11 protein-coding genes are annotated in these 13,581 nt (G+C 63.1%); 3 read left to right on the plus strand and 8 right to left on the minus strand.

All coding sequences use genetic code 11. The features are described from left to right. Nucleotides 1-63: 63 nt before the first annotated feature. The gene (locus tag L9O85_RS02930) at nucleotides 64-633 is read right to left on the minus strand and encodes a DUF6100 family protein (protein WP_301579518.1); all 570 of its coding nucleotides are present in this window, start codon (nucleotides 631-633) and stop codon (nucleotides 64-66) included. Nucleotides 634-1,098: 465 nt separating this feature from the next. On the opposite strand from L9O85_RS02930, the gene L9O85_RS02935 reads away from it, so the two are divergent. Beyond that, nucleotides 1,099-2,427 (plus strand): RNA-binding domain-containing protein, encoded by a 1,329-nt coding sequence (locus L9O85_RS02935; protein WP_291258363.1) that lies wholly within the window; start codon nucleotides 1,099-1,101, stop codon nucleotides 2,425-2,427. A 123-nt stretch (nucleotides 2,428-2,550) separates the two neighbouring features. Here the strand turns inward: L9O85_RS02935 and L9O85_RS02940 are convergent, their stop codons facing one another. From L9O85_RS02940 to L9O85_RS02965, 6 genes are all read right to left on the minus strand, one after another. Then, nucleotides 2,551-3,987, minus strand: coding sequence for a CotH kinase family protein (locus L9O85_RS02940; protein ID WP_301579521.1), 1,437 nt, complete (start codon nucleotides 3,985-3,987; stop codon nucleotides 2,551-2,553). A 4-nt stretch (nucleotides 3,988-3,991) separates the two neighbouring features. Further along, nucleotides 3,992-4,672: a DUF4956 domain-containing protein gene (locus L9O85_RS02945; RefSeq protein ID WP_301579523.1), complete on the minus strand. Its 681-nt coding sequence runs from the start codon at nucleotides 4,670-4,672 to the stop codon at nucleotides 3,992-3,994. Between the two features lie 26 nt (nucleotides 4,673-4,698). Next, the gene (locus L9O85_RS02950) at nucleotides 4,699-5,409 is read right to left on the minus strand and encodes a polyphosphate polymerase domain-containing protein (RefSeq protein ID WP_301579524.1); all 711 of its coding nucleotides are present in this window, start codon (nucleotides 5,407-5,409) and stop codon (nucleotides 4,699-4,701) included. Then, nucleotides 5,378-6,487 carry a PepSY domain-containing protein gene (locus L9O85_RS02955; protein WP_301579526.1) on the minus strand — a complete coding sequence of 370 codons (1,110 nt, stop codon included), beginning with the start codon at nucleotides 6,485-6,487 and terminating at the stop codon, nucleotides 5,378-5,380. Before L9O85_RS02955 ends, L9O85_RS02950 begins: the two co-directional genes overlap by 32 nt. Before the next feature lie 267 nt (nucleotides 6,488-6,754). After that, the gene (locus L9O85_RS02960; protein WP_301579528.1) at nucleotides 6,755-7,729 is read right to left on the minus strand and encodes an anti-sigma-I factor RsgI family protein; all 975 of its coding nucleotides are present in this window, start codon (nucleotides 7,727-7,729) and stop codon (nucleotides 6,755-6,757) included. Beyond that, nucleotides 7,726-8,472: a sigma factor gene (locus L9O85_RS02965; protein ID WP_301579530.1), complete on the minus strand. Its 747-nt coding sequence runs from the start codon at nucleotides 8,470-8,472 to the stop codon at nucleotides 7,726-7,728. Before L9O85_RS02965 ends, L9O85_RS02960 begins: the two co-directional genes overlap by 4 nt. A gap of 257 nt (nucleotides 8,473-8,729) precedes the next feature. Between L9O85_RS02965 and L9O85_RS02970 the strand changes: the two genes are divergently transcribed. After that, a complete protein-coding gene (locus tag L9O85_RS02970) occupies nucleotides 8,730-9,377 on the plus strand; it encodes a PepSY domain-containing protein (RefSeq protein ID WP_301579531.1) in 648 nt (215 codons plus the stop codon). A gap of 84 nt (nucleotides 9,378-9,461) precedes the next feature. On the opposite strand, the gene L9O85_RS02975 is transcribed toward L9O85_RS02970, so the two are convergent. Beyond that, nucleotides 9,462-11,735: a choice-of-anchor I family protein gene (locus L9O85_RS02975; RefSeq protein ID WP_301579533.1), complete on the minus strand. Its 2,274-nt coding sequence runs from the start codon at nucleotides 11,733-11,735 to the stop codon at nucleotides 9,462-9,464. A 402-nt stretch (nucleotides 11,736-12,137) separates the two neighbouring features. Here L9O85_RS02975 and L9O85_RS02980 point away from each other — a divergent pair, with 402 nt between their 5' ends. Beyond that, complete coding sequence (locus tag L9O85_RS02980; RefSeq protein ID WP_301579535.1) at nucleotides 12,138-13,511, plus strand: PhoH family protein; 1,374 nt, start codon at nucleotides 12,138-12,140, stop codon at nucleotides 13,509-13,511. The last annotated feature ends 70 nt before the right edge of the window (nucleotides 13,512-13,581 follow it).

Here is a 13,581-nt window from a genome sequence, read left to right on the forward strand (position 1 = left end):
AATCTGCAGGCGCGAAAAATCAGAAATCGGTATGTTTTTTCGGATCATTTTTCCGCTATTGTTTCAGGTTTCCGGTGGTCCGGCCCAGGACTCCCGATGGCTCTCCAGCCACTTGGGGAACGCCTCGGCGGGCAGGACCCAGATGCGGGTGGCGTTCCGTTCGCCCCGGTGGCTGCACTGGAAGGCGGAGCAGAGGGCGGAGGTATCGTTGGTGAGGAACGCCGCCTCCAGCACATCCTGGCAGTGCTTCAGCTCCAGGTTGTCGTGGTCCAAAAAGCGGCGGCCCGGGCCGTAGATATGTTCATAGGCCAGGACGCAGATGTGGAACTTGGGCGGCAGCCGGTCCGGGAACGCCCGGCGGATGGCTGCGCGCAGGGAGTGGGCCAGGAAGCGGCTGCGGTCGCTGTCGCCCCGGCGGGGCAGGACGGCCTCCAGGGTGACGGCCAGCCAGCCGCCCTCCAGCAGCTCCACCCTGGCAGGCGCCTCCTCGCCGATGGACGGGCCTCCCGCTGCGGGCGGTCCCGGCGGCAGGACGGTGGCGGCATAGTCCCGCAGGGCGAGCGTCGCCGTCTCCGCGGCTCGGAGAGCCTCCAGCAGGCGCTGTTCACTGCGGATCGGATCGTGTGATTTCATGGGAAAGACCTTCTCTCATAACAGGATAAGGGCTCGGGGCGGGAAGCCTCCTGAAAAGCCCCTTCATTAAGCATGTAGAAATGAAGGGGGTATTTTCACCCCCTCCCGGCAAAAATTTTTCAAAACTCCTGCCGGTGGAGGCGCCCGTGATTGCCCTTTCATAATAAATGGAGAAAAGGCTCCCTGTTTTTGCCCCCCTTAGAAAAACTTTTTTGGGAAATTTCAGCCGGGCGCAAAAATACGTTCAGCGCAAACCTTCGGCGGCGCGGAAAACCGCGGCTCGACATTAGGTCTACGCTGAACGCAAATCAGAAAACCAGATACGCTGTACGAGGACTTTTGCGTTCACAGCCTGAGCGGCATGGTCCAATAAAATAGCTCCATGGAGACAAAATCCCCTTGCAATCCCGCGGAAATCTAATATAATAATTATCAGATTATTAGATTGCTTGTGGGAGGTTCATCATGTTCACGGAAAACAAAACGACCGAGCTGAAGCGGGAGTATGTGGACGACATCAAGAATACCGCCATCGCCTTCGCCAACTGCGACGGCGGCACCCTCTATGTGGGCATTGAGGACGACGGCACGGTGCGCGGCGTGGACGACGCAGACGGCACCATGCTCCGGGTCACCAACGCCATCCGGGACGCCGTGCGCCCGGACCTGACGATGTTCCTGGAGTGCCGCTGTGAGACCATGGAGGGAAAGCCGGTGATCTGCGTCCGGGTCCAGCGGGGAACGGCCCGGCCTTACTACCTCCACAGCAAGGGTATCCGCCCGGAGGGTGTCTTTGTCCGTCAAGGGGCCTCCACCGTCCCCGCCAGCGAAGCGGCAATTCTGGACATGATCAAGGAGACCAGCGGCGACAGCTACGAGGCCGCCCGCTCCCTGGAGCAGCGACTCACCTTTGAGCAGGCCTCGGCGTTTTTCCGGAGCCGGAACGTGGCCTTCGGCCCGTCTCAGATGCGCACGCTCCATCTGATCGGTCCGGACGGTACATACACCAACCTGGCATTCCTGCTCTCAGACCAGTGCAACCACACCGTCAAGCTGGCGGTCTTCGAGGGCAGCAAAAAGTCGGTCTTCAAGGACCGGCAGGAGCTGACCGGCTCTCTGCTCCAGCAACTGGAGGATGCCTACGGCTATATCGACCGATTCAACCGCACCCGGGCGGAGTTCTCCGGCCTGGACCGGGTGGATATCCGGGACTACCCGCCCGAGGCCGTGCGGGAGGCGCTGCTCAACGCCCTGGTCCACCGGGACTACGCCTTCAGCGGCCCCACCCTCATCAGTATCTTTGAGGATCGGATCGAGTTCGTTACCATCGGCGGCCTGGCCAGGGGCATCGGGCTGGAGGACATCCGCCTGGGCGTATCAGTGCTGCGTAACCCTGACCTGGCCAACATCTTCTACCGCCTGCGGCTGATCGAGGCCTACGGAACCGGCATTCTCCGTATCCACGAGTGCTACGCCGGGGCGGCGGTGCAGCCGGCTATCGAGGCCACCGACCATGCCTTCAAGATCACCCTGCCGAACCTGAATTTCAGCCGCGAAGCAGAAAATACCCCGCCTGCCCGGCCAGCCACCAGTTTGGGCAAGAGAGAGGCCCGGGTGCAGAAGGTCATCGGGCTGTGCAGAGAGAACGGCTGGGTCGTCCGGAAGGACGTGGAGGCGGCGCTGGGCGTCTCCCAGGCCACGGCGATCCTGCTGTTGCGGGAGATGACCCGGGACGGCCTGCTGGAAAAGCAAGGAACGGCGAAGAACCTGCGGTATTATCTGGCGGAAATGTGACAACGGTGAAATTGCAATCAGGCCGCCGGTTCCTTTCGGAACCGGCGGCCTGATTTTTTCGTTTATCAAGCACCAAATTGGCGTGGATCTGTTCTGAAACGCATTCCATGTTCTTTCCCTGCGTCACTCCACCACCGCCGCGGCCTCATCCTGCCGCTCCCTTGCCGCCTCCAGGTCGTCGAAATCCCCCAGCGCCCGCAGATCCACATGGGAGGCGTCCACCCCCGCCCCCGGTTGCGCCCCCTGCTGGGCCAGGGTGATGGGATAGTCCCCCTCCAGTTGTCCCCGAATGCTCTCGGAGCGCAGGCGGCACACCTCCAGCAGGGTATCCACCGCCAGCAGGTGGTCCTCATAGGAGCAGAAGGCGGTGGGGTCGGCCTGGACATAGGGGGCGATCATGGCCTGGGTCTGCCGGATGACCGCCTCATACCGGCCGCTCTCGAAATACTCCGTGAGCAACTGGTCGAAATAGGCGTGATACCGAGCAAAATAGCCGTTGTTTTTCATCAGATTGTGATAGAGGGGCCGTTTCAGCATGGTCTCCCCCCGGGCGGGGGTGTTGATGGGCCAGTTGATCAGTACGTCGGGGTCCCGGATGGGATCGGTCATGCCCAAGGCGTAGGTGCCAAAGGCCAGGTTGTAGTCCCAGGGCAGGATGGAGAGTACCCCGTCCTCCTCGTAGAGGAAGTAGTTGTGGCCGGTATGGCCCAGGTAACTGTCCCAGTTCATCACAAAGACCTGCACTGTAAAGTATCGCAGCACCTCGTTCACGTTGATTGCCGTCTCCAGATCTTCCCCGGTGGACAGCACCCGCAGGGCCTGGATCAGCCGCTCCCGGTCCGCCCCGTCGGTGGAGAACTTGGCGTTGTCGAAAATATTGGGGTAGAGGGCGGGATCGTCCCCTGTGTACCGCAGGGCCACGTCGGCGTTCTCTGCGTTCAGGGAGCGGTAGTCCGGCTTGTAGAGCTGACCGTGATCCGGGCTGAAGTTCCGCCGGGCAAAGGCCTCCTCCGGCTCCTCGATGGCCAGAAACAGCCCCCAGGGGGCGCCGTTCACCGTCACCCAGGCATAGCTGCACAGAGGGGCCGGCACCTTCATATAGGTCATCATGTGGTAGACCAGCCAGGTCTTGAGGTAGCTGTTGTCCTGGAAGGAGGCGTCCAGGGAGAGCTTGTCCAGGCCGTGGTAATTCCCGCCGTCCACATAGTGGTCGAATTCCAGCTTCAGGCTGTACCGGGGCAGGCCGTACTCCTCCGTCAGCCGGAGGGAGTTGTTCCCCTTGGCCCGCAGGCCCACCTGGTAAAATTCCTCTCCGTCGATGACCGCAGTGCAGGGGATATAAGCCTCCGCCGGGGCGTTTTCCAGAAAGGCCGCCCAGTCCTCCACCCGCAGGTCCACGGTGTGAACCCGGTCGTCGTCAAAGAGGCGGGAGGCATACCCGGGCGCGGCGCTGGCTGGCCGGAGGCCAAGAACCTCCCCGAAGCAAAGCAGGCCGGTGAGGATCAGGGCCAGCAGGATGGCCGCGGCGCAGATGCGGTCGATATGCCGGTGGCGGATCATGGCCTCACCCCATGTAGTCCCCGTTGTAGGAGACCAGCACCACGTTCCCCACGCCCTCCATGGCCCCCAGCTCATTGACGAACTCGGTGTCGGCCTCCCGCAGGCGCACCTCGTAGTTCAGCTCGATCTGGCCCGGGGCCACGCTCTTGCTCTTCAGGTTCAGCCGCCGGACCCGGGCCTCCACCAGGGCCCGCACCTGCCCCTCCACAGCCTGGTCGGCGCAGTGGACCACCAGGATGTAGGGGGACTCCCCGTTCTTCTGCCGGGAGAACACCAGCAGCACCACCCCCACAAATAGGCTACCCACCACCGCCAGGGGGATGAGCCCCGCCGCCAGCACGATGCCCGCCGCGATGGCCCAGAACAGGAAGGCGATATCCATGGGCTCCTTGATGGCGGTGCGGAAGCGGACGATGGACAGGGCGCCCACCATGCCCAGGGAGAGGACGATGTTGCTGGTCACCGCCAGGATCAACAGGGTGGTGATGAGGGTGAGGGCGATGAGGGTCACCCCGAAGCTGGGGGCGTACATGACGCCGGCGTAGCATTTTTTATAGACCAGGAAGATGAACAGGCCCAGGCAAAAGGCCAGCGCCAGGGCGATGACGGCGTCCGGCAGGGAGACCGCGTCCAGCCGCTCCAGAAAGCTGGATTTGAAGATGTCCTGAAAGGTGAACGTGGGCATGGCAGCCACTCCTCTTTTCTTCGTTTTCAGTCAAACCGCCGGCACAGGGCGTATTTGGAACAGGCCACCGCCCGGCGATCCGGTATCTGGACGGCCAGGCGCACCAGGTCGGGGAGAAAGGCGTCGTACTTGACCTCCAGCACCGTCAAAGCGTCCAGAGGTTTCAGGGGGAACGAACCGGGGGACAGGAAGCCGGTGCTGTCCCCGCAGGTGCGCAGGTCCCGGTCCAGGGTCACCCGGACATTTCCGGGGGCGTACAGGAAGGCCTCCCGGTCATAGCACACCACTGTCCTGGGCCGCAGCAACGTCCCCCGGAGCTTGTGGTACAGCTCCGACAGCAGGGGCTCACCCCGCTCCAGAAGGAAGGCGTCCTCCCCGGAGAGCAACCGCTCCGCCTCCTCCAAAGTCAGGCGGGCGGAACGCTTGCCGCACAGGCCGTCCACCTTAAATTTTTTCTCCAGCTTGAGAAAACCCGGGAGCTCCCCGTAGTACCGCAGGCGGAACTTCTCCCGCCGGTCCACCCCGTCCAGCTTCTCCCGGAGGGCGGTATCGTAGGGGGTGTCGAAATACAGGCTGGTCACCCGGTAGGAGCCGTCCGGCCCGGCGTGGCCGTCCCGGGGAAAGAGCTTCTGAAGCCGGGAGGTAAGCACCAGATCCTCCTGGGGAGAGAGCTGGTGCTTGACCTCGTGGCGCAGGCGGAGGGGCTCAGTCGTCCCAATCGTCGTCCCAGTCGTCATCGTCGTCCCGGTCGTCGTAGTCCGTGTCGTCCCAGTCGTCGTCATCACCCCAGTCGTCGTAGTCGGTGATGCCATCGGCATTGGGACCGTAGTCGGTATCGTCGTAATCGGTGATGCCATCGGCATTGGGACCGTAGTCCGTGTCGTCGTAGTCGGTGATTCCGTCCGCGTTGGGGCCGTAGTCCGTGTCGTCGTAGTCGGTGATCCCATCCGCGTTGGGGCCGTAGTCGGTATCGTCGTAATCGGTAACGCCATCATTGTTGGGGCCGTAGTCCGTGTCATCGTAGTCGGTGATACCGTAATCGGTGATCCCGTCGTTGCCCGGGCCATAGTCGGTGTCGTCATAGTCCTGGAACTCCGCGTCCATCTCAGTGACCTTGCCGGTGTAGGCGTTCACCTCGTACTCGTACTCCACGCCGTCCAGGACGAACTCCACCTCGTACTCCCCGTCGTCCAGGTCGTACTCCTTCTCCACGAATTGCAGGTCGTCCCGGCCCAGTTGGGTGGAGAGGATGCTCTGGGCGGCGGAGGCGTTGATGTACCCCTTGTCGCCGTAGGCATCGTCGTAGTCGTCCTGGTCCAGGGTCACGGGCTGAGAGCCGATCTGGTCGGTCTCCACCACCAGCCGGACCGCCTCGGCCAGTTCATTGAGGAACTGGTCACTGGGATAGGCGGAGCCCCGCTCCAGCTTCAGGATGATGTTCTTCTCGTGGCCGCCCACGGTGGCGTCGAAGTAGCCCAGGGCATTGATCTCGTCCACCAGCTCTCCCACCACCTGGGTACAGGGCCGGCCCTGGTAGCCGGTGTAGGAGGCCAGCAGAGTCTGGGCCTCCTGGTTGCGGCCGGTGAGGGCCACCACGTTGCCAGCGTCGTCATAGTCCATCTCGATCTCCGGGTTCACACTGAGCAGGACAGTGCCCACGGCGCCGCCGCTCTCTTCCAGAAGGGGGGCGCTGGTGCCGGGGGCCTCGGGGAGGGACGCCGTGCCGGCGCCGTTCCCGCAGGCGGTCAGAGCGGTCAGGGCCAGGGCGGTGGTCAGGGTCAGGGCAAACCATTTGGTGTGGATGTTCTGTTTCATGTCTTTCATCTCCTTGAACATGGTGTTTGGTTTTGTGTTCTGATTTTAGATTACGGAGCTGCTGCTTCAAAACCGGGGTCTGGGAAAACTTTTTTATGTTCCAATTCTTTTGTGTGTTCCCGCCCCCGCAGGGGGCGGGAACACTATGGAAAATTTTGAATTCAGGAACACAAAAGGGAATTGGGAGTTTTTGATTTTCCTTGACTTACACTGGAAGGATACGGCGGCTGGCCTTCAAAACCGGGGCCGCGTCGGAAATTTTTTGCTTTAATCGTCGTCATCCCGATCTCCGTCATCGTCATCATCATTCCAGTCGTCCTCATCGTCTTCCCAGCGATCATCGCCGTCGTCCTCCCAGCGGTCATCACCGGTATCCCGGTCATCGTCCCGGTCCTCATAGTCAGTGTCACCGTCCACATAAGGGCCATCGTTGTGAGACTCATAGTCGGTGACGCCGTCGCTGTAAGGACCGTAATCCGTATCCTCATAGTCGGTGATCCCGTCCGCGTCAGGGCCGTAATCGGTATCCTGGTAGCCGGTCGCACCGCCGCTGCCGGGTCGATCGTCCGTGTCATACGGGACAACGGGCGGATCGGTCTGCTCCGGAAGTGGTTCTGGGGTAGGTTCCGGTTCAGGGGGCGCCACCGGGATCACCACCTCGGTGGCCGGCGGCTCCTCCGGGGCAGGGCCGATTTGGATCACGATGGTCTCCCCGTACCGCTCCTCCAGATCCTCCCGGGCCGCCTGTTCCTCCCGGGCCTGCCAGTCGGCGTCGGCGCTGGTAACTGTGATGGACACCGTCTCCCCGCCAGAGAGGTAGCCCATATCGATGGCCCGCTCCACCAGCTCCTCCGTCACGTCCTCCCGATCCTTGCCGCCATAGTCGTAGCCCTCGATCAGGACCCGGCCGTCCGCGTTGAGCCCCTCCAGCTCCAGCACCCGGTCGGTGCGGCTGAGGGTGAGCTCCACATCCGGGTTGATCTGGATGCGCAGGGCGCCGTAGGGAACGAAGTTGGGCTGGTAATAGCCGAAGAACACGATGCACAGGCAGGCGGCCAGGCCGGCAACGCCGGACAGGGGCTTCCACAGGGCGGGGCGTTTTTCCCTGGGGCGCCGCAGCTCCACGATGTCCCGCACCGTGTCCCCCACCTGATAGCGCAGGTTGGCGGCCTTCAAAAAGCGGCCCTCCTCGTCCAGCACCACCGCGTAGGCCGGGTGTACCTCCATGACCAGATAGTTCACGCCTCGTCGCCCCCTCTCTTGGAGCCCACCTGGCACAGGTGGCCCCGGATGATCTCATAGCCGTTGGTGAAGGCCAGCAGAATGGCCACCAGGTACTTCCGGTGCCGCTCCATGGTCTTCTTGTCGGTGCCGGAGCCGGCGGCAAGCTCCCCCATGGGCAGCTTGCCCGTGTCCTCCACCCGTTTCAGCAACTCCGGCTGGGTCCGGGCGAAGTCCAGCACCCGGCGGCAGGCGGCGAAGGTCCGCTCCTGCCGGGGGCAGTTGTCCGCCACGTCGGAGAAGGTCAGGCCGAACTGGGCCAGCTTCTCGGAAAACTCCTGGATCTCCCGCCGGCTGGCGGTGCGCACCGCATAGTCCGACCCGTGGTCCGCGGTGTCGGGGATGGTGTCCAGCAGCTCGCCGCCGTCCTCCTCCCCGCCCAGGGGGGTGTGGAGGGAGATCACATTGCCGTGGCGCTTCTCCGTCCGGTAGTGGTCGATGAGCCGGTTTTTGATGGCCCGGGCGGCGTAGGGCAGAAAGGCGCCCCGGCTCTTCTCATAGGCCAGCACCGCCTCATAGAAGGCCAGCATGGCGATGCTCAGCTCGTCCTCGTGGCCGTTTTCCGGGGCGGTGTGGAGAAACTTCACCGTCTCCGAGCGGATAAAGCCCATGTACTGCCGGATGAGGGCGTCCGCCGCCTCCGAGTCCGTCTTGGCCGCCTGTACCTGGGAAACGATGTCGTGCTCTGTGCGCACCATTGCCATCCCTCCATCCCCCTCCGGCAGAAGGATACGGACACGCCGCCGGATTTTCGGGGTCACAGCAGAAAATTTCAAAGGGTAAAAAACGCTATTGTAAAGTTTAGCGGCTGCGAAACGGAAACGCGACCGTCTGGATGTCAAATCTTTGTCAAATGTATGTAAAGAAATGGATGGGGCGGTCTTGCGTTCCCTTGGATGGGTTGTGTATCGAAGCCCTCTGTGATAGGATAGGGACACAAAAGCAGAGAGGGGTGCGCAGGATGAAACAGATCATTTCTTTCGGTTTGACAGCGGCGCTTTTGCTGGCCTGCCTGACCGGCTGCGGCGGACAGGCGGGCGATACCGCACCCGGCGGGACAGCTCCCTCCGGCGGCCAGACTCCCCCGGCGTCCTCCGTTCCGGAAACGCCCGCCGGCCAGGGGCAGACGCCACCTGTGTCCCCCGCCCCGGAGGGGGAAGTCGCCGCCGGGGAAATCAGCCGGGAGGAGGCCCTGGCCATCGCTCTGGCCAACGCCGGGGTGCCGGAGGGGGACGCATACAACGTCAAAACCGAGACCGACAGCGACAACGGCATCCCCCTCTACGACATCGAGTTCGAGACGGACTACGGCGACTACGACTTTGAGGTGGCCATGGCCGACGGACGCATCGTGGGGGCGGACTACGAGGTGGACGAGGAGTGGCTGGACGCTCTGGACGGCAGCCCTGTCACAGCGGAGGAGGCCACTTCCATCGTGGCCGGCAAGGTTTCCGGCGCCAGTGCGGCGGACGTATCTGTCTGGGAAGAGTCCGGCGACGGCCGGGGACGTTACGAAGGGGAGCTGTTCCTGGACGGCATGAAGTACGAGTTTGAAATCGATCCCCAGACAGGGCGGATCATCGACTGGAATGCCGATCTGCTGGACTGACCGGCAACACAAAAACCGAGGCAGGAAGAACGCAAGTTCCACTCCTGCCTCGGTTTTATAATTGGTAACTTTTGCTGTTCTCGGTCAGCCCGCCATCTGGGACAGGGCCAGCAGAGCCTGGGCGGTCTGTACCCGAGTGGCCGCCTGGCCGGGGGCCAGCGTATCCGAGGAGTTCCCGGTGAGCAAACCGGCCTCCACTGTCCAGGCCACGGCCTCCAGGGCGTAGCCGGCGATTTGGTCATAGTCGGCGAACTCCCGGACGGTCATGCCGCCCTGGGCGGTGTCCATCCCCGCGTACTGGGCGTAGCGCAGGAGCATAAGGGACATCTGTTCCCGAGTGACGGGGTCAGCGGGTCCGAAGCGGCTGTCGCCGTAGCCGCTGACGACGCCGTTGTCGGCGGCCCAGGCCACCGCTCCGGCACAGTCCGCTCCGGCGGTGTCCACAAAGCCGGCGGCGTCCGCCGCCACCTGGGGACTGCCCGCCAGCTTCCACAGGATGGAGGTCATCTCCCCCCGGGTTAGGGTCTGGTCGGGGGCAAACTGGGTCTCGGTGATGCCAGCCATCAGGCCGTTCTCACAGACATAGCGCACCGCCTGGGCATCCCGGGCCTCCACATCGGTGAAGGGCAGGACGGACAGGGGCTCGCCGCCCACCTGATAGACAGCCACCGTGCCGGATACCTCACAGGCTGCCAGCAGCAGGGCCTCTCCGGTGGGGCTGACGGCATCACTCAGGAACAGCAGACCCTCGGGGGCCACATCGCCGCCGGTGACCCACTTGTCCAGCTCCCCGTCCTCATACTCCTCGGAGCCCTCCACTATGGAGGCGAAATCCCGGGTGTTAATGTAGTTCACGTACTGGGCGGAGGCAGGCTCGGTCACGTCATAGACCATGACGCCGCCGGTGCGCTCCAGAGCCACAAAGGCATAGGTACGGCCGTCCACCGTGCCCACGGTGACGCTCTCCGCCTCCGGCCCTTTCTTGCCGGAGCGGTCGTCCACCACGGCGTTGTCGTTGGAGCAGTTGTAGTAGTCGGGCAGGTACTGGGCGGTGAGGGCCTCGAAGTCGTCCCCGCTGGTAAACACCTCGGTCAGGCCGTCCGCACCGGCCTCATAGAGGGTGAAGGTGCGGCCGCCGAAGAGGTAGTCCTTACCGGTATCCAGACCGTCAAAATCCCCGCTCTTGAAAAAAACCACCTTGCCGGTGAGGCCGGAGTTCTCCGCTGTGATGGCCCCAGTGGGGGAGGTCACGCCCTCGTCACCGAAGTCCCGCTCGTCCTCATTGAGGTAAAAGGTGCCCAGATCCTTGTCCCCCCACTCCCGGGCGTCCCCCTCGTTGGCAGTGACCAGATAGGTTTTGCCCTCCGCCTGGAAGGCGGCGATGGCATCGGGCATCCGGATGCCCATGAGGCCGCCGTAGGTCTTGGGGGCGTAGGCGTCGTCCTTCTTGTCGATGTCGACGGGGGTGACGCCGTAGTCCTCAAAGCCCGCGGAGTAGATCCCGTCAAAGGTCCGGGAAGCCAGATCCAGCACGGCGATGGCGTTGTTCTCCTGCAGGGTGATATAGGCCTTGCCGCCAGAGACGGCGATGTACTCTGGCTCCAGGTCGGTGGAGGGGTTCACGCCCTTCTTCAACACCACGCCGGAGGCCGCCAGCTCGTCCCGCCGGCCGTCAAAGGCGTCAAAGCCCACCACCTCACTGGTGAGAGCAGACACGTCCACCACGGTGACCGAGCCTCTGGGGTCGGCGATCCCGTCGCCGTACCCCTCCCGGGGCTCTCCCTCGTCGGCGGTGAGGACGGTGTCGTTGTCGGCAAAGGTCACCATGTCTGGCTGCACGCCGGTCTCCACCAGCCCTTTCAGGGTGAGGGTGCCGTCGGCATTACAGGTGAACAGGGCCACCCGGCCGGCGTCGTTGTACCCCTCCGCCTGAAGGGCGGCGGCCAGGGTGGCGCTGTCCGGAGAGATGGCCACGGAGGTCATGTCCCCATAGCGGAATGAGCTGTCCGCCGCCTCCACCAGGGCCTTCACGTCAATGTCTGTGCCGCTGAGCCGGGCGACGGAGCTCCCGGCTGCGAGATTTTCCAGAGAAATGGCCGCCAGCAGGCCGCTCTGGCCGTTGATGGCGTAGGCAAAGCCGTTGGCCCGGTTGTAGGCCACGATTTCCATGACGCCGCCGTCCACGTTGAACTGGCCGGAGGTGTACCGGGCGATCTGGGTCAGGTTCAGGGAAGAATTACCGTTTTCATATCCGGCGGTGGCGGTGATGTCCGCCGCTGCCGCCGGCACTGCGGCGCCCAGCTGGAGCGCCAGAGCGAGGGCCAGGGCAATGGCCGCCGGCCTTCTTGCTTTTCTCATGCTGTTTCCTCCTGCGATTTTGTTTTGGACAGGGAGCCGGGTATCCTCCCAATTTAGATTAGTGTAATCCCAGCATTGTAAAATCCGAAAGTAGCGGCATGTAAATTCTTTGTAACCGCCTGCGGGCCGGAACGATACCTGGCCCGCAGGCGGCGCGCTTCACATAGATTTAGCGGTCTCTTCATGGAAACACCGTCGCGCACCGTGAGCGACGTTTGCTATACTGGATACGGATGCGGCAGGCATCGGTTGGGAGCGGCAGTATGGAGCACAGTTGCAAAAAGTCCGATCAAAGTCAACAGAGCATGATCAGCGCCGGTTTGCGCCCTTGTGGGGCGAACCGGCGCTGTTTTTCCGGGCACCGCTCCCAAGCATGAAAAAACAGAAAGGCAGGCGCAACGTATGCAGAAGACCTATGTGCTGGACGCCAATGCCCTCCTCCAGGCCCCCTACGCTCTGGAGTCCTTCGAGGACAACCACATCGTGCTGCCACTGGCGGTGCTGGAGGAGTTGGATAATCGGAAGGGGGCTGACGGTGAAGCGGGAAACAACGCCCGGCATGTGCTCCGCTTCCTGGAGAGATTACGGCTCCAAGGAGACCTGGTAAAAGGCGTGACCCTGCCCAGTGGAGGCACCGTGCGCCTGGAGGTCAACCATGTGGACGCGGCCCTTCCCCAAGGGATAGAACCCGGCAGCCGGGCGGGAAGGGTGCTGAAGGTGTGTCGGGGCCTCATGGACGAGGGAGCGCCGGTGACGCTGGTGAGCCGGGACATGGTCGCCCGCATCCGGGCCCAGATGATGGAGGTGCCGGCGGAGGACTTCACCACCGACCGGCTGCCGGATGGAGCCCAGCCCTACACCGGCCGGGCGGAGGTCTACATCTCGGACGGCCTGCTCACAGCGTTCAAGAAAAAGGGAGCTCCGGCGGAAGAACTCTATACCGTGGACGGCGCGGGGGAGCGGAAGCCGGTTTCCTTGACCGAGAACCAGTTTGTCCTTCTGCGCTCGGATACCGAGCCGAAAAAGACCATGCTGGGCCGTTTCCGGGAGGGGAAGGTCACCGCCCTGCGCTTTGGCGGCGTCCGCCCATTCGGCGTCAAGCCCCGGAGCGTGGGGCAGCAATTCCTGCAGGAGGCCCTGCTGCTGCCGGTGGAGGAGGCGCCCCTGGCCATCATCCAAGGGCCGGCGGGCACCGCCAAGACCTTCTACGCCCTGGCCGCCGGACTGGAACAGGTACTGGAAATGGAGGCGCGCCGCTACCGCAAAATCCTTGTCTGCCGTCCCAACGCCCAGTTTGATGCGGATATCGGCTTCTTACCGGGCAGTGAGCAGGAGAAGATCTCTCCCCTCATGCGGCCCATTGTGGACAATCTGGAGATCCTGCTGGATCTGGAGGGGAAGAAAAAGGACCGGCGCAGCGAGGAGGAACTGCGGGGGCGCATTGACTACCTCTTCGATACCGGCATCATCACCGCCGAGGCCATGAACTTTATGCGTGGCCGGTCCATCACCGACACCTGGCTCATCATCGATGAGGCCCAGAACCTGACCCCGCGGCAGGTCAAGGGTATCATCACGCGAGTTGGAAAAGGCACCAAGGTGGTGCTGCTGGGGGACCCGGCCCAGATCGACCATCCCCTGCTGGATACCCGGAGCAACGGATTGACCTACGCCAGCGCACGCATGAAGGGCAGCCCCCTGTGCGTCCAGCTGACCATGCTCCCTGACGAGTGCGAGCGTTCCTCTTTGGCTCTGGACGCGGCGATGCGGATGTAAATGAGGGCAGAACTTACATAACACGGCAGACAAGAAAATTTATTTACATTTTACAGGACTTTGGGGGAAG

It is taken from the genome of Lawsonibacter asaccharolyticus (genome assembly GCF_022453915.1).
Taxonomy (GTDB): Bacteria; Bacillota; Clostridia; order Oscillospirales; family Oscillospiraceae; genus Lawsonibacter; species Lawsonibacter asaccharolyticus.

Excerpts from the sequence above, each read along its gene's own strand:
- L9O85_RS02975 (WP_301579533.1), bottom strand. The coding sequence starts at position 11,735 with ATGAGAAAAGCAAGAAGGCCGGCGGCCATTGCCCTGGCCCTCGCTCTG.
- L9O85_RS02945 (WP_301579523.1), bottom strand. The coding sequence starts at position 4,672 with ATGCCCACGTTCACCTTTCAGGACATCTTCAAATCCAGCTTTCTGGAG.
- L9O85_RS02970 (WP_301579531.1), top strand. The coding sequence starts at position 8,730 with ATGAAACAGATCATTTCTTTCGGTTTGACAGCGGCGCTTTTGCTGGCC.
- L9O85_RS02965 (WP_301579530.1), bottom strand. The coding sequence starts at position 8,472 with ATGGCAATGGTGCGCACAGAGCACGACATCGTTTCCCAGGTACAGGCG.
- L9O85_RS02955 (WP_301579526.1), bottom strand. The coding sequence starts at position 6,487 with ATGAAACAGAACATCCACACCAAATGGTTTGCCCTGACCCTGACCACC.
- L9O85_RS02950 (WP_301579524.1), bottom strand. The coding sequence starts at position 5,409 with ATGACGACTGGGACGACGATTGGGACGACTGAGCCCCTCCGCCTGCGC.
- L9O85_RS02980 (WP_301579535.1), top strand. The coding sequence starts at position 12,138 with ATGCAGAAGACCTATGTGCTGGACGCCAATGCCCTCCTCCAGGCCCCC.
- L9O85_RS02930 (WP_301579518.1), bottom strand. The coding sequence starts at position 633 with ATGAAATCACACGATCCGATCCGCAGTGAACAGCGCCTGCTGGAGGCT.
- L9O85_RS02935 (WP_291258363.1), top strand. The coding sequence starts at position 1,099 with ATGTTCACGGAAAACAAAACGACCGAGCTGAAGCGGGAGTATGTGGAC.
- L9O85_RS02940 (WP_301579521.1), bottom strand. The coding sequence starts at position 3,987 with ATGATCCGCCACCGGCATATCGACCGCATCTGCGCCGCGGCCATCCTG.